Consider the following 20,563-nt stretch of genomic DNA (forward strand, 5'->3'; position numbering starts at 1 on the left):
TCAACAGGTTGCAATATTTTTAAAATACTTATTCTCTTATTTTGATAACTCAGATAGTACCTGAGCAGTCACGTCTGGAACAGAAGCATCAATATAAGGCGCAGACTGACGGTCAAGCAGTATATTATAACCACCCTTTTTCGCCACAACTTCTACTGCATCACGAATTTGTCCACCAAGTTTCGATTGCTCTTCACGGCTACGCTTTTCTAAGTCTTCTTTGAAAGCTGCTTCTTTCAACTTGTAGTCAGACATCTTTTGCTGAATGCTACGCTTCTTTTCTGTTGCTTGAGATTCAGACATGGTGGCAACATTATTAACGTAGTCAGTTCGAGCTGCTTCAATCTCTTCACCTAAACGCTTTAGCTCATCTTCCCTACCTGAAAACTCTTTTTGCAAAGTTTGGTTGATTGCATCTTTTTGTGGGACTTTTGCCATGACTTCGCCGAAGTTGATGATGCCAACTTTTAACTCGGCACTAGCCATTGATGGTGTGCTTACTAAGATAAATAAGAATAGTGCTAATAACTTTTTCAAAATATTTCTCCAATAACTTTTAATTAATTAAAATGTTTGACCAATTGAGAAAGTGAAAGTTTCCGTATCATCATACGGTTCACTCTTCAGAGGCCTAGATAAACTAAATTGTAATGGTCCCATTGCAGAGTACCACTGCAATGAAATTCCGTAAGAAGCTCTATAGTCTTTATAATCACTATAGTCAGGCACAAACGGTAAAATACTGTTTGGCTCGATACTTAACCCCTGAAATTTTGCCGGGTCAAACTTTGTGTCCCAAACATTGCCTACATCAACAAAGAAACTAGTTCTTACATTTGAGGTATCTTCAATAAACGGAGTTGGGAAAATCAACTCAAAAGAGTTCAAGAAGCGCGCATTACCACCAACTGAGTATCGACCTATGTACAAGCTGTCATACTCACTGGGTAGAACAATTGTAGTGTTGCCAGCTCCAGGGATTGGACTCGGAACACTTTGAGTAGACCGTACCCTCTGAAGATCTCTTGGCCCAACAGTATTAGTTTCAAAGCCTCTCAATGATGAACTGCCACCACCATAAAAGTTTTGAAAGTAAGGTAAGTCCTCTGTATCCCCATAACCATCGCCATAACCAAGGCCGCCTCGAATGGAGAAAATCCAACCATTATCGGACAATGGAAAGTAATAGTCATAATCATAAGTAGCTTTATAAAACTCTAGATCACCAACATCAGTCCCAACTTCCAAACCATAGCGGTGACGACTACCATTAGATGGGAAGATTGAGCGATTTAACGAGTTAATACTATAGCCTAAATTTACAGAGAAATTATCAAAGTCAACTACTGAGTCCAGTCTGGCGTCATAACCTAATAAATCAAAGAAATCGATCACTCGTTGTGTGTTAGTGATCGGTGATGTGATGGTGTTTTTTGAAGCATTAAAACCAAGACTGAATGTTGAATATTCTCCCATTGGTATGTATACAGTTGAACCAAGTCCAAGTGTATCCATACTTTGTGCAACAAGATTTAATTTACCGTAATCAGTTTCACTATAGTTCAAACTAGTTGATAAGCCGATTCCATCCTGAGTAAAGTAGTTGTCAGTATAATTTAATCGGGCACTTTTGATTGCTTTGTTAATATTTAACGCCAAACCAACCGAGTTGCCGGACCCTAAAAAATTACTATGAGACAACTCACCATTAACAGTCATCCCATAAAAGTCATTATATCCAAGTCCGCCACTGATTTGGGCTGCGCTACGCTCCTTTACTTTAAACATCACATCGGCACGATCTGTAGTTCCCTCTTTCTTGATCGTTTCAACTTGGACATTCTCAATGTAGGGAAGTCGTTGTAACCGAATTTTAGAGCGCTCAACTAATGTCGATGAAAGACTTCCACCTTCTTGAACTCGAACTTCTCTTCTTAACACATTTTCATTTGTGGAAGTATTACCCTCAAAGCTAATGCGATCGACGTAGTGTCTCTCTCCAGGCTCAACTAAAACTATCAACTTCGCTTCGGGAGTATCTTTCGACACTTCAGGGATGGTTCTAACCTCTGCAAAAGCATAACCATAAACTCCTAATAATGATTTAATTTGCTCTTCGGCAAACGCCATTGCTGCAGCAGAATAGGTATCGCCAGCTTTTAAAGGTATCATGCTTCTAATCATATCCACATCAAGCGTGAAATCACCAATGATATCTATCCCAGAAATAGTATAAATTTCACCTTCGTCTACAACAATTGTGATATAAATATCTTCTTCATTATTAGCTAAAGAAATTTCAGTGGAGTTGATTTTAAACTCAAGATAGCCTCGATCTTTATAATAAGAGGTTAATGTTTCAAGATCTTTTTCTAGGGTATCGCTGTTGTATTTATTATCATCAGTAAAGAAGGTGAACATACCACCAGTTGTTAATTCAAATTGAGACAGTAGTTTTTTATCTGTGAAGAGGTCATTTCCAACAATATTAAACTCTTTAATTTTTGCAGAGCCGCCTTCATTGATTGTGATATGCAATTGCACACGATTCCGAGATAGCTCAGCCAACTTTTTTTCGACACTAATATGGTAATGGCCATTGGAATAATACTGTTTTGCAATTTCCTGCTCAATTTTCTCAAGGACAAAACTATCGAGAACCTCGCCCTTAGAAATGCCAGCATTTTCCATCCCCTCTAGTAACTGTTCCGTTTTAAGAACTTTATTACCTTTTAAAATAATATCAGTAATAACTGGACGTTCAACTACAGTTACTTTGAGGACATTGCCCTCTTTTTCCAGTTTTACAAAGTCAAAGTTTCCTGTTTGGTGAATGGCTCGAATTATACTCGGAGCTCGAGCATCATCTAACTTCTCTCCCACACGAATCGGTAATTCAGTAAAAAATGTTCCCAGCTCAACTCGTTGTAAACCTTCCACTTGAATGTCTTCTACAACAAAAGGCTCGATTGCGCCTGCTTTGGAAAAAAGTGCAGAAAATACTAAAGCCGTAACTGTTTTTGTTATCAAACGCATTGATTGTTCTCTATTGGTTTATTCGGTTTATGTCGAAAAATAGCGCAATCGCCATGATTGTCAGCACTAGTATGATGCCAACTCTCATACCAAGTTCCATAATTTTTTCAGAGACAGGCTTGCCACGAACAAGCTCGACAAGATAGTACATTAAATGACCACCGTCTAACATTGGGATTGGCAGAAGGTTCACGAAGCCTAAATTGACGCTTATCATAGCGAGATAAAGCAAGAATGCAACCATTCCAGCCTGTGCAGTCTGCCCCGCACCTTGGGCAATTCCAACCGGTCCGCCCAAGTTTTTAATTGATAACTTCCCTGTAATCAATTTCCCGAGGAAGCTACCGATTCTTTCAACCATCACCCAGGTCTGCTCCGCACCTTTACCAAAAGACTCGAAGAAGCCGTAGTTTATGACGTTATAGCCTTGAAAAGCTGGTGAGATCCCAAGATAACCTATGGTTCGATCACGCTCATTGGCTTCTGGCGTTACTACAAGCGGTTGCTGATATCCGTCACGGGCTACGATTAACTCAAGCGGTTTTCCCGGGTTATTTTCTATGAAGGAAACAAATTCGCTCCACAGGCTTATTGACTCGCCATTGACCGAAACAACCGTATCTCCAACTTTCAACCCACCCTTCTCTGCTGGGGAATCTTTTGCAACCAATCCTAAAGACGGCTCTCCATTAACACGCCCAAAACCTAAACCCAGACTATCAAAAATAGTACCCTCATCAGGCTCTTGCCACTGACTTACGTCTAATACTACTGTGGTTGGCTCCTGATTCAGCGGTTTAACTACAACTTTAATAGTTTTGTCATCATCAATATGATCAACAAAGGCAAAAATCGCATCTTCCAGACTTTTAACTTGCACCCCATCAACTGAAAGGATTTCGCTGTTCTCTGGAAAATTTGCTTGAGCGGCAACTGTATTAGGAAGAACATTAGTCACAAACGGCTTGCCGACGGCAATACCCATCATATAAACAGCCGCATAAACCACTATCGCCAACAAGAAGTTTGCCATTGGGCCAGCTAAAACAATCAATATCCGCTTCCAGACTTGCTGACGATTAAAAGCAAAAGGTAAATCTGCCTCAGCAACTTCACCCTCACGCTCATCGACAAATCGTACATAACCACCCAAGGGTATAGGTGCAATAACAAACTCAGTGCCGTGCTTATTGGTCCGTCCCCAGATAGGTTTACCAAACCCAACCGAGAAACGAAGGGCTTTCACACCGAGTTTCTTAGCGACCCAGTAGTGTCCCCACTCGTGAAAAGTGACTAAAACTCCTAACAGAATTAGCAAGCCAAAAATACTGTATAAAAAATCAGTCATTAAATGAATATTCTCAATATATAGTTAACTTTTCCGGTTATATTAAGCTTTTAATCCGTGCTTAACGCCTCGACAATCTGCTGTGCGTGCTCTCTTGCCACTCTATCCGCTGCGAGCACAGACTTTAAATCCACCACCCCAGCATACTCAGTTTCGGTTAATGTCTGCTGAATCACCGAAGCGATTTGGTCAAAATTAATTTTTTCATCCAAAAAGGCCGCCACTGCCACTTCATTGGCGGCATTAAGTCGCGCAGGAGTGTTCCCCCCTTCAGTCATCGCTTCTTTGGCCAACTTTAAGCACGGATAACGTTCATAACTGGGCTGCTCAAAAGTAAGCTGACTAATTTGCATAAAGTCTAATGGCTCTACACCTGCGCTAATTCTTTCAGGGAAGGCCATTGCATGAGCAATTGGCGTTCGCATATCAGGATTCCCCATCTGAGCTAGCACCGAGCCATCCTGATAGCGAACCATGGAATGAATGATACTTTGCGGGTGTAATATCACTTCGACCTGTTCGGGCTGGACATCAAATAACCAACAGGCTTCAATCAACTCCAAACCTTTATTCATCATAGTTGCTGAATCGACCGAAATCTTTCGCCCCATTGACCAGTTTGGATGCGCGCAGGCCTCGTCAGGGCTAATCATCGGAAACTCTGCCAGTGGTTTTTTCAAGAAAGGTCCACCCGAGCCAGTCAAGACGATACTGTGAATACCGCAGGATTGGATGCCTTGCGAAACGAAATGTTCCGGTAAACACTGAAAGATTGCATTGTGCTCACTATCAATGGGTAATAATGTTGCGCCACTTTCGCTGACTGCCTGCATAAAAATAGCCCCAGACATCACTAGAGCTTCTTTATTGGCTAACAACACTTTTTTGGAGGCTTTGACCGCAGCTAAGGTTGGTATTAAACCAGCAGCCCCAACAATCGCCGCCATGACAGTATCCACATCCTTATGACTTGCCACCCAGGCAAGTTCCTCAATACCAATTAATAGCTTGGTAGATATATTCTCTGCATTGAACTTGGCTTGTAATAATTCGGCATGTTCTTCACTGGTCAAAACCGCGTATTCAGGCTCAAATTCTAAGCACTGTTTAAAGAGCAAGTCGATATTCTGATTCGCCGTTAACGCAAATACATGGTAGCGCTCTGGATGACGTCGAATCACATCCAGCGTATTAGTACCGATTGAACCGGTTGCTCCGAGAATGCAAATTGACTGACGTTGAATGGACATATTTATAAACTAATGCTCAGGCCATGCTCAAAGAGCAGCAAAGCAACTATAAAGAAAGGAGCAACTGAAAGTGTACTATCCAGGCGGTCCAGCAGACCACCATGACCAGGTAAAATCTGGCTGCTATCCTTAATCCCCGCCTGACGCTTGAGCATACTTTCAAACAAGTCACCAATAACGGAAACGACCACCAGAACCATTGCTAATAAAACAAACCATGTTAGCGAGAACGACAAACCAATATAAAAAGCCGCAATGGTTGATAACACCGTAGCGGTGATCAAGCCACCTATCGCACCTTCCCAGGTTTTATTAGGGCTGACTACCGGCGCCAACTTACGCTTACCCATTGCTTTACCAAAGGCATAAGCACCAACATCTGCGCCCCAAATGATCACAAACATCAGTAACAGTAACCAACCACCATAATAATGATTTTGGCCAATGTCAGTACTGCGGATTAAAACCACCGCGAGCCAGGTGCTAACCAGGAAAATCAGGCCAAATAAAGCACGAATCCAAGGACCACGCAGCCAGACACGCCCCATCTTGGGGTACAGTAGAATTAACACAAAGGCGACAACCCAGGCCATAATCGAGACGATTAATAGTTTAAACGGGTGGGTTTCGGCCCAATTAACAGGGATAGCTGGATAAGCAAAGAATTCACTTTGACTCAGCCAATAATAGATACCACAAAGACTGGCAACCGCTAATAAGATAAATAGCGTGCTGATAACTTTATTAGTTTGTAGTAGCCGACTCCACTCCCAAGCAATAATGGCAAAGACTGGAATCAATATTAGAGAGAATACTTTCAGGCCCGGGTAAAACAACAGCACCATCGCCAACGGCAATAACACTAGCGCAGTTATGATTCTTAGTTTTAACATAGTTTACCCTGTTACCTGTTCACCTGTTTTGCCAAAACGGCGCTGTCTTTGAGCATAATCAGCCAAAGCTAATTTTAATTGCTCACCGTCAAAATCTGGCCATAGCACATCACTAAAATACAATTCTGAATAAGCAGCCTGCCACAATAGAAAATTGCTAATTCTTTTTTCGCCACCGGTTCTAATCAGCAAATCAGGCTCTGGTGCAGTTCCTGTCGCTAAATATTTAACGAGATTAGCTTCAGTCAGCTCTCGTCCGCTTGTTAGCAGTTGTTGGCTAGCCTGCATGATGTCCCAACGGCCACCATAGTTGGCCGCGATGTTTAAAGTCAGACCATCATTATCAGCCGTTAAAGCCTCTGCTTTATCAATGGCCTTCTGCAAGCCTTTATCAAATCCAGCCTTGTCACCAATAACTTTCAACTTTACGTTATTCTTATTGAGTTTCTTAGACTCATTTTTGAGGCTTGTGGCAAATAAATCCATCAAAAAGCTGACTTCTTCAGCTGGACGATTCCAGTTTTCGCTACTGAACGCAAATAAGGTCAGGAATTTAACTCCTAGCTCGCCACAGGTCTCTGCCATCTCGCGCGCCCGTTCCATACCCGCTTTATGCCCAAACACACGCTTTTTCCCTCGTGCCTGCGCCCAGCGTCCGTTACCATCCATAATGATAGCAATATGCTGCGGCAACTTATCTGTTGTAACTGGTTCGTTATCCGACACCCACTTCCACCCTAAATTTCAAAGACTTAAATACAAGAACGCCGCGAAGCATAAGCCCACGGCGTTCATGAAATAGCATTATGGGGATTAAATCTCCATCAATTCTGTTTCTTTCTCCGCCAAAATTTCATCAATGCGCGCTATTTTGGTATCAGTCAACTTCTGGATTAAATCCTCAGCACGACGCAAATCATCTTCAGAGATTTCTTTTTCTTTCTCTAGTTCTTTCAATGAGTTATTAGCATCGCGACGAATATTACGCACCGCAACTTTTGCATTTTCGGCTTCCATTTTAACCACTTTAATGAACTCTTTGCGACGCTCTTCGCTCAGTGGCGGTAATGCAATCCGAATCACCTGACCAGCAACGTTAGGCGTTAAGCCTAAATCCGACTTAAGAATCGCTTTCTCGGTAGCTTCAATCGCACCTTTATCGAAAATTTGCAACACTAAAGTACGGCCTTCTTGCACGCCAATACTGGCAACCTGACTGATTGGTGTGTCTACACCATAATAAGGCACCATAATGTGCTCAAGCAAACTAGGATGAGCACGACCAGTACGAACCTTTGCCAAGTCACCTTTATAGGACTCAATACTTTTATCCATACGCTGGTCAGCGTCTTTTTGAATGTCGTTAATCACAGAATACTCTCCTATTTTGCTTGTTTTTTATTAGCTAGGGCTATTATGCCCAATTTCGGGCTGGGATCAACGGCCGGTTTGTCTCCGGACGCATAGGTTATATCAAGGATGAATTAATGTGCCTTCGGCATGACCTAGAACCGCTTTTTCAAGGTTCCCTGGTTTTGTCATATCAAAAACACGAATATTTTTGTTGTGGTCACGAGCCAGACAAAACGCTGTTAAGTCCATAACCGCAAGCTCTTTATCAAGCGCTTCTTTATAGCTTAGTTGCTCATAACGCACCGCATTCTTGTCTTTGGCCGGATCCGCCGAGTAAACGCCGTCAACTTTAGTCGCTTTCAAAATCAGGTCCGCATCAATTTCAATGCCTCGCAAACAAGCAGCGGTATCCGTTGTAAAGAAAGGACTGCCGGTACCGGCACAGAAAATTACGACACGACCTTTTTCAAGGGAGTTGATGGCACCACGACGAGAAAAGCCTTGGCAAACACCATCGATAGGCATTGCCGACAAGACTTTCGCTGGCTGACCAACACGCTCGAAAGCATCTTGTAGAGCCAGCGAATTCATTACTGTTGCCAGCATGCCCATGTGATCACCAGTCACACGGTTCATGCCGGCTTCGGATAGCTTCTGGCCACGGTAAATATTACCGCCACCAAGAACCACTCCAATTTCGATTCCCTGCTCACTCAACCCTTTAATTTCTTTTGCCATACGCTCCAGAATCGAAGGGTCGATTCCAAACGCCTCCTGCCCCATTAGTGCTTCACCACTTAATTTCAACAAGATTCGTTTGTAAGCCGGGTTTGTCATGCGCGGTTCCTCTTTAACTATCGCGACTATCGAGAACTGTTACCTAAGCTAATTCTAGCTTATTTTTTACCCATTTGAGCAGCAACTTCAGAAGCGAAATCTTCTGATTTCTTCTCGATACCTTCACCCACTTCGAAACGAGTGAATGAAACAACTTCAGCACCTTTAGATTTAACTAAAGCTCCAACAGTTGTTGATGGATCTTTAACAAAGTTTTGACCTTCAAGAGTGATTTCACCAACAAATTTCTTGATACGGCCAACCATCATTTTCTCAACGATCTCTTCAGGCTTGCCTTCCATATCAGGTTGAGCTTTGATGATTTCTTTCTCTTTTTCAATAACTTCTGGAGCAACGTCATCAGCTTTATTGAACTGTGGGTTGCTTGCTGCAACGTGCATAGCCACGTCTTTAGCTAACTCTTCGTCACCACCTTTCATAGAAACTAAAACACCGATACGGCCGCCGTGGATGTATGCACCCAAGTTGTCGCCTTCGATTTTAGTGACACGACGAACTGTCATGTTTTCACCAATTTTAGCAACCAAGTTCGCACGAGTGACTTCTACTGTTTCGCCTGAAGCCATTTCAGTGTTGTTCAAAGTCTCAACATCGCCGATACCTTTTTCCAACGCTAGATCAGCAACTGCGTTGGCAAAACCCAGGAAATTCTCGTCACGAGCAACGAAGTCAGTTTCAGAGTTGATTTCAACCAAAACACCAACGCCACCGTTAGATTTTGCCAAGATAACACCTTCAGCAGCGATACGGCCCGCTTTTTTAGCCGCTTTCGCCTGACCTGATTTACGCATGTTATCAATTGCTAACTCGATATCGCCGTCAGCTTCAACTAGAGCTTTCTTACACTCCATCATGCCAGCGGCGGTGCGCTCACGTAATTCTTTAACTAATGCTGCAGTAATAGCCATGATTTCTCTCCGCATATCTTTCGTTGCCAGGATTCCGCAACGAATATCAGTAAATAGTTCAAAAAAGGGGGCATTGCCCCCTTAGAATAGCTTATGTAGCCTGCTGATTAAGCTTCGTCAGCTTCTACAAACTCGTCGCTTTGATCGGCAGTAGTAGCGCTGCTCTGCTTACCGTCAAGGACCGCATCAGCAACCGCTGCGCAGTATAAACGAATTGCACGAATCGCATCATCGTTACCTGGAATGATGTAATCCACGCCTTTAGGATTAGAGTTGGTATCAACAACCGCAACAACTGGGATACCCATTTTGTTAGCTTCTGCGATAGCAATGTTTTCATGGTCAGCGTCGATCACGAACAATACATCAGGCAAACCGCCCATGTTCTTGATACCACCGATAGAAGCTTCCAATTTTTCCATCTCACGACGGCGCATCAAAGCTTCTTTCTTAGTCAAACGCTCAAAAGTGCCATCTTCAGACTGTTTTTCTAAGTCTTTCAAACGGTTAATTGAACCACGAATAGTTTTGTAGTTAGTCAACATACCGCCCAACCAGCGCTTATCAACGAAGAACTGACCTGAACGAGTCGCTTCTTCTTTAACAATTTCGCTAGCTGCACGCTTAGTGCCAACAAACAGAATTTTACCTTTATTAGAAGCAACTTTACCTAGGTAATTCAACGCATCGTTGAACATAGGAACAGTTTCTTCAAGGTTGATGATATGGATCTTGTTACGCGCACCAAAGATATATGGACGCATTTGAGGGTTCCAGAAACGGGTTTTGTGACCGAAGTGCACGCCCGCCTGTAGCATGTCACGCATACTAACTTTAGACATAATATATTCTCCGAATTTCGGGTTAAGCCTCCGCAAATCCCATTTCCCGACCCAAGCCAGCTTTAATCCGACTGAGCACCCCGGCAAATGTGTCGATTTGCGTGTGTAGTTTAGGTTTATGACTCAAAAAGACATCTAAAAAAGACGCACTTACGAGCCACGGCGCGCTTTATACCATTTTTAAGGGTTTGAAGCAACATTTTCACTAATTTGTATTGCTTATATTAATCCGCTTATTATGGGGTAATTAGCTTAGTATTAAGGGGGATACTAATGATTGTTCAAAAAGAGAGGGAGTTGACCCAGGAAGAAGTAAATATAGTGAATTTCGTGCTGGAAGATTTCGAAAACTCACTTAAAAACTATGAACCTGACTCGAAAGAAGCCCTTGCACTGACTATTTTTATTAATTCATGTGTTGATAGAGCTACTTTCCAACCCAATAAACTTAGTGCCTTAGTACATTACAGTAAAGCACGAACAAGCGCTTTAATACTAGAAGGATTACTAGAGCGTAAAGATGGGGATATACTATTTAACCGGGGTATTCGATGTGCTCAGGCCGTATTACGCAATTCTTTGTTATTAAATGTCGATTTTTTCAGTTACTCATAATTGAATAGTCATCAACCATATGAAGCTTTATAAATACATGACTCCGACCACTGGACAAAGCTTTCTAAAAGAACCATTTCTTAGCAACCGTAGGGGGCGTCGTGACGCACCTCTTTTAGATAAATAGAGAATAAACGCATGATGGAACCCGTCCTTCGAATCAATGGAAAGAACGCTAACCCCAATGAGGGTAACGTGATAGTTGATTGGCCCAAAGCCATTTGGAATCTGGGGATGGTTCTCGCTTCCATTGTTTTAATACCCTTTTATACCACTCTCGGCTCAGTTTTACTTTTTCTTATATTGACCTACTTTACTCTGCTTATTGGACATAGTGCCGGTATGCATAGGATGATGATTCATCGTTCGTTTAAAGCTATTAAACCCGTTGAGCGGCTATTGATTTATATCGGTGTGTTAGTCGGAATGTCTGGCCCCTTTGGGGTGATAAAAATTCATGACTTACGAGACTGGGCACAGCGCCAAAATAAGTGTCACGATTTTTTCTCGCACAGACAAGCCTATTGGAAAGATCTATGGTGGCAGCTAACGTCACGCTTTGAGTTCACTCATCCCCCACAGATTCAAATAGAAGCTCATCTACAGAATGATCGCTTCTACCAATTTCTTGAGAAAACTTGGCGGCTTCATCAAATTCCTTTGGCGTTATTTCTTTACTATTTCGGTGGGATGCCTTTTATCGTTTGGGGGATATTTGCCAGAGTTTCAGTCAGCGTCGTTGGTCACTGGACAATAACCTACTTTTGTCACAATCCCGGGCAAGGCAGGTGGAAGGTTAAAGATGCTTACGTTCAGGCTTCAAACTTACCTGGTTTGGGGATTTTGACTTACGGAGAATGTTGGCATAATAACCATCACGCATTTCCAGAATCAGCTAGAATTGGGATTGAGAAAGGCCAGTCTGATCCAACTTGGCGCTTTATTCAGCTGCTAAAATCTTTTGGGTGGGTTATAAGCATTAGACTTCCACGGCCAGCAGACTCAAGAGAAGATTTACAAGAGATGACCAAACAATAAAAACTTCTAATTAAGGAAAAACAAGATGATGACAATCAATGATGCACAACAAAACATGCGACGCTCATACTATGACGGTGCACCAGGTGTCGTAACGTCTGGTTTAGTTTGGCTTGCGGCAGGACTTATAGCGCTTTTCTCTACTCCCAAAGCAGCAATCATCGCACTGCTTATTGGCGGTATGTTTATTTTTCCTATCTCTATCCTACTTTGTAAGCTTTTCGGCGCCTCTGGGAAACATGACAAAAACAATCCTTTAGGACCATTAGCAATGGAAGGCACTTACTGGATGTTGGTTTCGATACCAATTGCAATTGCCGCATCTTTGTACAAAATTGAATGGTTCTTCCCTGCGATGTTGCTGATTATCGGCGGACGTTATTTAACCTTTAGGACCTTATATGGCATGAAAATATTCTGGGTCTTTGGTGGCACATTGGTTGCGGCGGGGTTTGCGTTGTATTACTTCAATGCGCCAGTAATGTTCGGAGCCTTTACAGGAGCAATCATTGAACTCGTTTTTGGTTTAGTGATTTTTGTGTCGCATAAAGAGGAACTTGTGACATCTTCGAGCTGATTTGATATACCTGTAGATATGTCTCACCACCTAACTTTTTAGAGAGAACACTATGGACAACAAACAACCTGATCAGAATGATCAGAAGAAAGAGCCGCAAACCTTTGTTGGAGCATTTATGGCAATCGGCGTCGGTGTTGGCGCCGCTTTAGGCGTTGCTTTGGATAATATTGCTCTGGGTATTCCGATTGGTATAGCAGTAGGCTTTGCCATTGGTCTGGCGATTGATGCCAAGAATAGAAAGTCGAAGTAATCCTTTTCGTTTAATAGTTCGAACTGTCGGCATTGAGCCAACGAAAGTCACCGCATTACGCGCTTAAAGCGCGTAATGCCATTGTCTCCAGAAGACTAAGGGATAATGATATCCATCTGATTTCAAGCATTAGACTTGTTCAAAAATCATACTAGCCATTCCTTTAATTATGTTTTATAACTAGTTTGAGCCTTTGGGGAGGCTGCATCCTAACTAGAATTTAAGGGAGTCATTATGAAGTTTTTAATTATTGTTCTTTCTATTTTTTTAATCTCAGCAACACACGCCGCAGAGCAATCAGAACCTTTCGATTACACCAAGATCAAGCCTGAACATTTCGATAAACTTGAAGACGATCAACAGTTCACCGATGAGCAGGGGCTGACCTTTAAAATTGAAAACACGAAATATGCTAGAGGCATTTATATTCAACATGAAGTAAATGGCAAAAAGCGCTGGAAGAAACATGGTGCCTTTTATCGCCTGTATGAAGGACGTGTTACTGAAATGCAGGAGTATGTATTGGGTGAAAAGCATGGTTTACGAGAAACCTACCGTAAAGATGGAAAAGTCCAATTCCGCGAGCATTACCAGCGCGATAAAAAGCATGGGCTATGGGAGCAATTTAACGATAAAGGTAACAAAGTAGCTCAGTGCGATTATGTTGATAACCAAAAGCATGGCAAGTGCTACGACTACCACTCCAATGGTGAAATCAACTTCGACAAGGATTATGTCAATGGTAAGCGCCACGGCCAGGTTTTACAGTACAGAAGTAATGGCAAGCTAGTCGGCAGATCAACTTATACTGAAGGTAAAAAAGTGGGGAAAACCGTATGGACTCATTAAAAGGAGTAAAAATGACAGCATCATTAAAAACTATCAGCGCGGTTTTTCTGGTTGTGCTACTTTCAGCCTGCTCAGATTACTCAACCTATAACGAGTGCTATGCCTACAAAATTGAACAGGGTAAAAGTGACATGATTGCCAGCCTCGACTGTGAGCGCGAAGTTAGGCAAAAGAAAATAAAGTGTGACAACTCCTTTTGTTTGGCGATGTAGGCCAATAGGTAATATTGCATTCTAGAATGGTAGGCGCATACTAAAATGAGCCAGTTGCCCCATGACCAAGGAGACTCAAATGTACGTTGATGGATTTGTTGCAGCGGTACCTGTTGCTAATCGACAGGCTTACAAAGAGCACGCCGAATATGCCGGCAATATTTTTAAGGAGTATGGCGCTTTAAAAATAGTCGAATGTTGGGGCGATGATGTTCCCGACGGCAAAGTAACTTCCTTCCCGATGGCGGTAAAATGTAAGGATGACGAGAAAGTTATCTTCTCCTGGGTGACTTGGCCTTCTAAAACAGTGCGCGATAAAGGCTGGGAATCGATTATGAAAGACTCACGACTCGATCCTGAAAAAAGTCCGATGCCATTTGATGGTAAACGAATGATATATGGTGGTTTTGATGTTTTGCTGGAGTTATAGCTTTCTCTACCGGTTCTAAATTTCCTACAGCTCTAATCCCTGAAAACCATCAATATTTGTTGATGGTTTTGTTTATCCAGTTTCCCTTGTTTCCTACAATTCGTTAGAATAGAGCGCAAATTACGAGTTACCGTTTTAACTTTCACTAACCTATTGAATATTAAGGTTTTGTGCGAGTACCACTTGGGCAGAAGATGACGATTAAGATTAAAACTCCTGAAGAGATTGAAAAAATGCGTGTTGCCGGGCGTCTGGCGGCGGAAGTATTAGAAATGATTGGTGAGCACGTCAAGAAAGGCGTGACGACCGAAGAGCTTAATGACATCTGTCATGAGCACATTGTTAAGGTGCAAGGTTGTTACCCTGCGCCTCTCTATTATGGTGGCGCCCCCTACCCTGTGACTTTGGGTGAAGATGGCCAGCCAACTGCGCCTGTGCGTAATGGTGGCTTTCCGAAATCGGTCTGCACCTCGGTCAATGATGTGGTGTGTCATGGCATTCCAAGCAAGAAACCTCTGCGTAATGGCGATATCGTCAATATAGATGTAACGGTCATTAAAGACGGTTATCACGGCGATACCAGCAAGATGTTTGTAGTTGGTGAGCCAACACCACAGGCTAAAAAGTTAATTGATACCACTCAGGAAGCGCTGTATCTGGCAATTGATATGGTTAAGCCTGGCGCTCGCTTGGGTGACATTGGTGCCGCTATTCAGAAGTTTGCAGAAGGTAAAGGCTATTCGATTGTTCGTGAGTATTGCGGTCACGGTATTGGCGATACTTTCCACGAAGAACCACAGGTCACTCACTATGGTCGACCCGGTACCGGCCTTGAGCTCAAAGAAGGCATGACTTTCACAATTGAGCCGATGGTTAATGCCGGTAAACGTTTCGTGAAACACCACAAAAAAGACGGCTGGACAGTAATGACCAAGGATAAGTCTTTGTCTGCGCAGTGGGAGCACACTTTATTGGTCACTGCGGATGGTGTTGAAGTTTTAACGCGCCGTAGCGATGAGCCTTTCAAATAAATCGTGGCCAGTCCTGATAAATACAATTATCTGCCAAAAGCTGCGGAGCTTCTTAAAAGTGCCGACTCGCGCGATCCTGGTGCGCGATTAAAAAGTTATAAACGTTATTTGCAGGCTGGTCTTGATGCGTTGGTTAAGCAATTTCAAAAAGGCACCCGCATCAACCAACTGCTAAAAGCTCGTAGCGCGTTACTGGATCATATTTTGATTTCCAGCTGGCAACAGTTTCAGGTCAATGGCCATTCAGCTCTAGTTGCGGTCGGCGGTTATGGTCGAGAAGAATTACAGCCCTATTCCGATCTCGATATTCTGGTTTTATTAAACGAAGATTCTAGCTCTGAGCATACACAGGAGTTAGAGGCCTGGTTAGCGTTCCTATGGGATATCGGGCTTGAAGTCGGTCATAGTGTTCGCACCGTCAGCCAATGCGAAGAATTATCTCGTACCGAAATTTCGGTTGCCACCAATCTCATCGAGTCACGTTTCTTATGTGGCGAAAATGTATTGTTCAAAGATCTGCTCAGAGTCATTAAATCTGACACTTTCTGGCCATCAGAAGAATTCTTTCAAGCAAAGGTCAGCGAGCAGCGTGTGCGCCACGCCAAGTTTAAAGATACCTCGTTTAATCTTGAACCCAATATTAAATCGAACCCAGGTGGCCTGCGCGACTTGCAGGTCATGCAATGGATTACTTTAAAGCACTTTAAGACCAGCAGCTTGCATGACTTAATCGTTCATGGGATTTTTACTCGTCGCGAATACAAGAGCCTGATCAATCATCAGCAATACCTCAATCGAGTGCGCTTTGCTTTGCACGTGCTGTGTGACAAGCGGGAAGATCGCCTGCTATTTGAGCATCAAAAGAAAGTGGCGGAATGGCTCGGTTATGAAGACGATTCGCACAAGCTTGCTGTCGAGCATATGATGCAACGCTATTATCGGGCTGTGATGTCGATTCGAAACTTGAATGAACTCTTTATTCAGGTATTTGAGCAAGAGCATTTACGTTCTGACGAGCGTCAGCAAGTGATTGATCTGGATGATGACTTTTATATTTATAAAGGACGTATTGGTGCTAACGACCCGGATCTGTTTTATAAAAAACCTCACTGCCTTATTAAGATCTTTCGTCATATTTCTCTACACCCAGAAATTAATGAAATCGAAGCTCGAACGTTACGTATTATCCGTTCCAGCCAACAGATTATTAATGAGCAATACCGAAAAGATCCGATTAACATTAGTTTTTTCAAAGAGTTTCTATCAACCAAGCAGCTGACCAGTCGTGGCTTTGCATTGATGAAACGCACCAATGTTTTGGGTTCATTGATTCCTTTGTTCGCAAAAATTGAAGGACAAATGCAGTTCGACTTGTTCCATGCCTACACTGTCGATGAGCACACACTGTTTTTACTGCGACATATCATTCGCTATAACAGAGCGGAGTTTCAACAAGAGTTTCCGCTGTGCAGCAAGATCATGAAAACTCTGGTCGATCCAACGCCTTTATATCTGGCTGCGATTTTCCATGATATCGGTAAAGGCCGTGGTGGTGACCATTCGGAACTTGGTGCGGTTGATGCACTGGACTATGCACAAGGTATTGGCCTTGAGCCACACATTTGCGAACTGATTTCATGGCTGGTCAAAAACCATCTGATCATGTCGTTAGTGGCGCAACGAAAAGATATTAGCGATCCGGATGTTATCGAAACCTTCGGTAAGCAGATCCCTTCAATTTTACATCTCGAATTGCTGTATGTATTAACCGTATCGGATATCCGCGCGACCAATCCAACACTCTGGAACTCATGGAAAGAATCTTTGCTGAAAGAGCTTTTTTTAGCCACCAAGCAATACCTGACTCAGTCCACTCCCCGCGCCAATCAAAGCGAAATGGTACAGGACACGCGTCAGCAGGTACTGGAGCAGTTTGGTAAGGTCGGCGATTCGATTGAGCCGATTAGAGAGTTGTTGGATGAATTAGGTGACGAATACTTATTGCGCTACCACCCAGAACAAATCATCTGGCAAACCGAGCAATTGATGTCGCAACCTGAACTGCCTTATGTGGCGATTAAGAATCATCGCTCACAAGCCGGCACAGAAGTTTTTATTGCGATTGAAGATCAGCGCGACTTATTTGCTGCTATCACGGCAGTGCTGAGTCAAAATCACCTGAATATTCAGGCAGCGACTCTTTACACCTCGCCCAAAGGCTTATGTCTTGATACCTTTATTGTATTGGATGAGCAAGGACACCCCCTTTCATACGAGCGCCGCATTCAAGAGATTCAAGATAACTTGATTGAGGGCTTATCGGATCTGGACCACCGCAAACTGGATGTCAGCCGTGCGGTACCGAGTCGCTTGAAGCACTTCAACGTCAAAACCCGTATAGCTTTTAGTTATGATGAAAACTCCAATCTCACTACTTTGGAAATTACCGCTTTGGATCGTCCGGCACTTTTGGCAAAATTAGGCCAGGCATTCATGGAGTGCGAGCTTAAAGTTCACTCGGCCAAAATTGTGACCCTCGGTGAGCGAGTTGAAGATACTTTCACCTTGAGTCGCCGCGACAATCAGCCGTTAAAAGACAAAGCCGACTTGAAACAAGTTAAACAGAAAATTCTAGAAGCCATTGCTAGCTAACCGAATAAACCCTTATTTGATTGTAAAAGAGAATCACTATGTCATTACAAACTACTATTGAACAAGCTTTTGAAAACCGTGACCAATTATCGCCTGGATCCGCCCCGCAAGATGTTAAAGAAGCGGTCAGCGAAGCATTAAACCTGCTCGACTCAGGCAAGGCTCGCGTTGCCGAAAAGATTGATGGCGACTGGGTTGTCCATCAATGGTTGAAAAAAGCGGTGTTGTTATCCTTCCGTTTGAATGACAACAAAGTGATTGATACTGGTCTGGCCCAGTTCTACGACAAGGTACCAATGAAGTACCAGAATATGACCGAAGAAGAATTCAAAGCTGGCGGTACACGCGTAGTACCACACGCGATTGCCCGTCATGGCTCATTCATCGCTAAGAATGTTGTTTTGATGCCAAGCTATACCAACATCGGTGCTTACATTGATGAAGGCGCCATGATTGATACCTGGGCCACTGTCGGTTCGTGCGCACAGATTGGCAAGAATGTTCACCTCTCCGGCGGCGCTGGCATTGGTGGCGTGTTAGAGCCATTACAGGCAGGCCCAACCATCATTGAAGACAACTGCTTCATTGGTGCCCGTTCTGAAGTGGTTGAAGGTATTATCGTTGAAGAAGGCTCTGTACTTTCGATGGGCGTTTTCCTTGGCCAAAGTACTAAAATTTATAACCGCCTGACTGATGAAGTGACCTATGGTCGAGTTCCTGCTGGCTCTGTAGTTGTGCCAGGTAGCTTGCCTTCAGATTGTGGTAAATACAATTTGAACTGCGCCGTCATCGTTAAACAGGTCGATGCGAAAACGCGTGCCAAAACGAGCATCAACGATTTACTGCGTATGGATAAGTTTTAATTAAAAGTTTCAGTATGAGGTTTAAGTTATGAGCAAGGCAGTTACGATCTACGGAATCCCCAATTGCGATACCGTGCGTAAAGCGGTTAAATGGTTGGAAGCTAACGACATCAAACATGAGTTTGTGGATTATCGTAAAAATCCATTGCCACGAAAAGAAATAGAAAGTTGGGACAAAGCGATTGGCTGGGAAACCTTTTTAAATAAACGCAGCACTGCCTGGAAACCGCTTGACCAATCGGTCAAAGATAATATCGACCGTGACTCAGCTTTAGACTTAATGTTGGAAAAAGTCACTTTGATCAAACGTCCAGTACTAGTGCTGAAAGACGGCAGCAATATTGATGTCCATTTGAGCTTTAAACCTGAGCAGTATCAGGCAATCTTCAACTAACGGAACACATCCATGAGCGAAACGCTGGCACTCAGTAAAGACTTGATTAACCGTCCTTCCGTAACACCGGAAGATGCTGGCTGCCAGCAAATGATGATGGAATATCTGCAAGCGCTTGGTTTCGACAACGAAATCATGAACTTTGAAGATACCAGTAACTTCTGGTCATTACGCCACGGAAAAACAGAAGGTCCCGTCTTTGTTTTCGCTGGCCACACTGATGTTGTTCCTGCTGGACCATTAGAAAAGTGGAACACTCCACCTTTCGAAGCAACCGAAAAAGGTGGCTACCTGTTTGGTCGTGGTGCAGCGGATATGAAATCCAGTCTGGCTGCCATGCTGGTTGCCACCAAGCGTTTCGTCAATGACTATCCAAATCATAATGGTTCAATTGGTTATTTGATCACTAGCGATGAAGAAGGCCCTTTTATTAATGGTACTGTTCGCGTGATCGAAGAATTGATGAAACGTAACCAGCCCCTTGATTATTGTGTAGTGGGCGAGCCATCCAGTAGCGAGCAGTTTGGCGATGTCATAAAGAATGGACGGCGCGGCTCATTAACTGGCTTTTTAAACTTAAAGGGCACACAAGGTCATGTCGCCTACCCGCATCTGGCAGATAATGCCATCCATAAATCCCTCAAAGCGTTAGATGAGCTAGCTCATACCGAATGGGATCAGGGTAATGATTTTTTTCCAGCAACCAGTTTTCAGATTGCCATTATAAAAGCTGGCACAGCAGGAAACGTCATTCCAGGCGAAAAGTATGTTGAGTTCAATTTCCGCTACTCCACAGAAACAACCCATGAAGAATTGCAGCAAAGAGTCATTGCCATTTTGGATAAATATAACCTTGAGTATGACCTGGACTGGAAACTGAATGGCGAACCATTTTTAACCGACCATGGCCACCTTCTGGTTGCTGCCCGCAACGCCATCAAAACAGTCTGCCAAATAGATACAGCACCATTAACCACTGGTGGAACATCGGATGGTCGCTTTATTGCTAAGACCGGCGCTGAGATTGTAGAAATAGGCCCCATAAACAAAACTATCCACCAAATTAATGAGTCAGTGAAAATTGAAGACCTCGACAAGCTCACTGAAGTTTATTATCAGATTTTGGTAGAGTTACTAACTGGTCCAGAGACATTTTAATAC

The 20,563-nt window shown here is 43.2% G+C and carries 22 protein-coding genes; 12 read left to right on the plus strand and 10 right to left on the minus strand.

Going from position 1 to position 20,563, the window contains the following annotated elements; translation table 11 throughout:
- Positions 1-36: 36 nt before the first annotated feature.
- The 10 genes from KKOR_RS09550 to rpsB form a co-directional block, all read right to left on the minus strand.
- On the minus strand, positions 37-537 hold the full coding sequence (locus tag KKOR_RS09550; RefSeq protein ID WP_015780918.1) for an OmpH family outer membrane protein: 501 nt from the start codon (positions 535-537) through the stop codon (positions 37-39).
- 27 nt (positions 538-564) lie between these two features.
- Positions 565-3,036, minus strand: a complete 2,472-nt coding sequence (bamA, locus tag KKOR_RS09555) for an outer membrane protein assembly factor BamA (RefSeq protein WP_015780919.1) — start codon at positions 3,034-3,036, stop codon at positions 565-567.
- 10 nt (positions 3,037-3,046) lie between these two features.
- On the minus strand, positions 3,047-4,384 hold the full coding sequence (gene rseP, locus KKOR_RS09560) for an RIP metalloprotease RseP (protein WP_015780920.1): 1,338 nt from the start codon (positions 4,382-4,384) through the stop codon (positions 3,047-3,049).
- A 50-nt stretch (positions 4,385-4,434) separates the two neighbouring features.
- Complete coding sequence (gene ispC / locus KKOR_RS09565) at positions 4,435-5,634, minus strand: 1-deoxy-D-xylulose-5-phosphate reductoisomerase (RefSeq protein ID WP_015780921.1); 1,200 nt, start codon at positions 5,632-5,634, stop codon at positions 4,435-4,437.
- A 2-nt stretch (positions 5,635-5,636) separates the two neighbouring features.
- Positions 5,637-6,527 (minus strand): phosphatidate cytidylyltransferase, encoded by an 891-nt coding sequence (locus KKOR_RS09570; RefSeq protein WP_015780922.1) that lies wholly within the window; start codon positions 6,525-6,527, stop codon positions 5,637-5,639.
- 3 nt (positions 6,528-6,530) lie between these two features.
- Positions 6,531-7,253 carry an isoprenyl transferase gene (locus KKOR_RS09575; RefSeq protein ID WP_015780923.1) on the minus strand — a complete coding sequence of 241 codons (723 nt, stop codon included), beginning with the start codon at positions 7,251-7,253 and terminating at the stop codon, positions 6,531-6,533.
- A gap of 87 nt (positions 7,254-7,340) precedes the next feature.
- Positions 7,341-7,898, minus strand: a complete 558-nt coding sequence (frr, locus tag KKOR_RS09580; protein ID WP_015780924.1) for a ribosome recycling factor — start codon at positions 7,896-7,898, stop codon at positions 7,341-7,343.
- A 102-nt stretch (positions 7,899-8,000) separates the two neighbouring features.
- Positions 8,001-8,717 (minus strand): UMP kinase, encoded by a 717-nt coding sequence (gene pyrH / locus KKOR_RS09585; protein ID WP_015780925.1) that lies wholly within the window; start codon positions 8,715-8,717, stop codon positions 8,001-8,003.
- Between the two features lie 59 nt (positions 8,718-8,776).
- Complete coding sequence (gene tsf / locus KKOR_RS09590) at positions 8,777-9,646, minus strand: translation elongation factor Ts (RefSeq protein WP_015780926.1); 870 nt, start codon at positions 9,644-9,646, stop codon at positions 8,777-8,779.
- 107 nt (positions 9,647-9,753) lie between these two features.
- Positions 9,754-10,488, minus strand: coding sequence for a 30S ribosomal protein S2 (gene rpsB, locus KKOR_RS09595; protein WP_015780927.1), 735 nt, complete (start codon positions 10,486-10,488; stop codon positions 9,754-9,756).
- Positions 10,489-10,761: 273 nt separating this feature from the next.
- Here rpsB and KKOR_RS09600 point away from each other — a divergent pair, with 273 nt between their 5' ends.
- The 12 genes from KKOR_RS09600 (at position 10,762) to dapE (ending at position 20,560) form a co-directional block, all read left to right on the plus strand.
- On the plus strand, positions 10,762-11,103 hold the full coding sequence (locus tag KKOR_RS09600; RefSeq protein WP_015780928.1) for a hypothetical protein: 342 nt from the start codon (positions 10,762-10,764) through the stop codon (positions 11,101-11,103).
- A gap of 138 nt (positions 11,104-11,241) precedes the next feature.
- A complete protein-coding gene (locus KKOR_RS09605) occupies positions 11,242-12,141 on the plus strand; it encodes an acyl-CoA desaturase (protein ID WP_015780929.1) in 900 nt (299 codons plus the stop codon).
- A 25-nt stretch (positions 12,142-12,166) separates the two neighbouring features.
- Positions 12,167-12,718, plus strand: coding sequence for a DUF7010 family protein (locus tag KKOR_RS09610; protein WP_015780930.1), 552 nt, complete (start codon positions 12,167-12,169; stop codon positions 12,716-12,718).
- A gap of 52 nt (positions 12,719-12,770) precedes the next feature.
- The gene (locus KKOR_RS09615; protein ID WP_015780931.1) at positions 12,771-12,971 is read left to right on the plus strand and encodes a hypothetical protein; all 201 of its coding nucleotides are present in this window, start codon (positions 12,771-12,773) and stop codon (positions 12,969-12,971) included.
- A 234-nt stretch (positions 12,972-13,205) separates the two neighbouring features.
- Complete coding sequence (locus KKOR_RS09620; protein ID WP_015780932.1) at positions 13,206-13,820, plus strand: toxin-antitoxin system YwqK family antitoxin; 615 nt, start codon at positions 13,206-13,208, stop codon at positions 13,818-13,820.
- 11 nt (positions 13,821-13,831) lie between these two features.
- On the plus strand, positions 13,832-14,032 hold the full coding sequence (locus KKOR_RS09625; RefSeq protein ID WP_015780933.1) for a hypothetical protein: 201 nt from the start codon (positions 13,832-13,834) through the stop codon (positions 14,030-14,032).
- 79 nt (positions 14,033-14,111) lie between these two features.
- Positions 14,112-14,462 carry a DUF1428 domain-containing protein gene (locus KKOR_RS09630; RefSeq protein ID WP_015780934.1) on the plus strand — a complete coding sequence of 117 codons (351 nt, stop codon included), beginning with the start codon at positions 14,112-14,114 and terminating at the stop codon, positions 14,460-14,462.
- A gap of 194 nt (positions 14,463-14,656) precedes the next feature.
- Positions 14,657-15,493, plus strand: coding sequence for a type I methionyl aminopeptidase (gene map / locus KKOR_RS09635; RefSeq protein ID WP_015780935.1), 837 nt, complete (start codon positions 14,657-14,659; stop codon positions 15,491-15,493).
- A gap of 3 nt (positions 15,494-15,496) precedes the next feature.
- A complete protein-coding gene (gene glnD, locus KKOR_RS09640; protein WP_015780936.1) occupies positions 15,497-18,145 on the plus strand; it encodes a [protein-PII] uridylyltransferase in 2,649 nt (882 codons plus the stop codon).
- A gap of 38 nt (positions 18,146-18,183) precedes the next feature.
- Positions 18,184-19,008, plus strand: a complete 825-nt coding sequence (gene dapD, locus KKOR_RS09645) for a 2,3,4,5-tetrahydropyridine-2,6-dicarboxylate N-succinyltransferase (protein ID WP_015780937.1) — start codon at positions 18,184-18,186, stop codon at positions 19,006-19,008.
- A 28-nt stretch (positions 19,009-19,036) separates the two neighbouring features.
- Positions 19,037-19,402 (plus strand): Spx/MgsR family RNA polymerase-binding regulatory protein, encoded by a 366-nt coding sequence (locus tag KKOR_RS09650; protein WP_015780938.1) that lies wholly within the window; start codon positions 19,037-19,039, stop codon positions 19,400-19,402.
- Between the two features lie 12 nt (positions 19,403-19,414).
- The gene (gene dapE / locus KKOR_RS09655; RefSeq protein WP_015780939.1) at positions 19,415-20,560 is read left to right on the plus strand and encodes a succinyl-diaminopimelate desuccinylase; all 1,146 of its coding nucleotides are present in this window, start codon (positions 19,415-19,417) and stop codon (positions 20,558-20,560) included.
- Positions 20,561-20,563: the final 3 nt, after the last annotated feature.

It is taken from the genome of Kangiella koreensis DSM 16069, assembly GCF_000024085.1.
GTDB lineage: Bacteria > Pseudomonadota > Gammaproteobacteria > Enterobacterales > Kangiellaceae > Kangiella > Kangiella koreensis.

Bases quoted from the DNA above. Each gene is read 5' to 3' on its own strand.
- rpsB (WP_015780927.1), bottom strand. From the start codon at position 10,488: ATGTCTAAAGTTAGTATGCGTGACATGCTACAGGCGGGCGTGCACTTC.
- map (WP_015780935.1), top strand. From the start codon at position 14,657: ATGACGATTAAGATTAAAACTCCTGAAGAGATTGAAAAAATGCGTGTT.
- pyrH (WP_015780925.1), bottom strand. From the start codon at position 8,717: ATGACAAACCCGGCTTACAAACGAATCTTGTTGAAATTAAGTGGTGAA.
- KKOR_RS09650 (WP_015780938.1), top strand. From the start codon at position 19,037: ATGAGCAAGGCAGTTACGATCTACGGAATCCCCAATTGCGATACCGTG.
- KKOR_RS09610 (WP_015780930.1), top strand. From the start codon at position 12,167: ATGATGACAATCAATGATGCACAACAAAACATGCGACGCTCATACTAT.
- dapD (WP_015780937.1), top strand. From the start codon at position 18,184: ATGTCATTACAAACTACTATTGAACAAGCTTTTGAAAACCGTGACCAA.
- dapE (WP_015780939.1), top strand. From the start codon at position 19,415: ATGAGCGAAACGCTGGCACTCAGTAAAGACTTGATTAACCGTCCTTCC.
- tsf (WP_015780926.1), bottom strand. From the start codon at position 9,646: ATGGCTATTACTGCAGCATTAGTTAAAGAATTACGTGAGCGCACCGCC.
- KKOR_RS09600 (WP_015780928.1), top strand. From the start codon at position 10,762: ATGATTGTTCAAAAAGAGAGGGAGTTGACCCAGGAAGAAGTAAATATA.
- KKOR_RS09625 (WP_015780933.1), top strand. From the start codon at position 13,832: ATGACAGCATCATTAAAAACTATCAGCGCGGTTTTTCTGGTTGTGCTA.
- KKOR_RS09570 (WP_015780922.1), bottom strand. From the start codon at position 6,527: ATGTTAAAACTAAGAATCATAACTGCGCTAGTGTTATTGCCGTTGGCG.
- rseP (WP_015780920.1), bottom strand. From the start codon at position 4,384: ATGACTGATTTTTTATACAGTATTTTTGGCTTGCTAATTCTGTTAGGA.
- KKOR_RS09620 (WP_015780932.1), top strand. From the start codon at position 13,206: ATGAAGTTTTTAATTATTGTTCTTTCTATTTTTTTAATCTCAGCAACA.
- bamA (WP_015780919.1), bottom strand. From the start codon at position 3,036: ATGCGTTTGATAACAAAAACAGTTACGGCTTTAGTATTTTCTGCACTT.
- KKOR_RS09630 (WP_015780934.1), top strand. From the start codon at position 14,112: ATGTACGTTGATGGATTTGTTGCAGCGGTACCTGTTGCTAATCGACAG.
- ispC (WP_015780921.1), bottom strand. From the start codon at position 5,634: ATGTCCATTCAACGTCAGTCAATTTGCATTCTCGGAGCAACCGGTTCA.
- KKOR_RS09615 (WP_015780931.1), top strand. From the start codon at position 12,771: ATGGACAACAAACAACCTGATCAGAATGATCAGAAGAAAGAGCCGCAA.
- KKOR_RS09605 (WP_015780929.1), top strand. From the start codon at position 11,242: ATGATGGAACCCGTCCTTCGAATCAATGGAAAGAACGCTAACCCCAAT.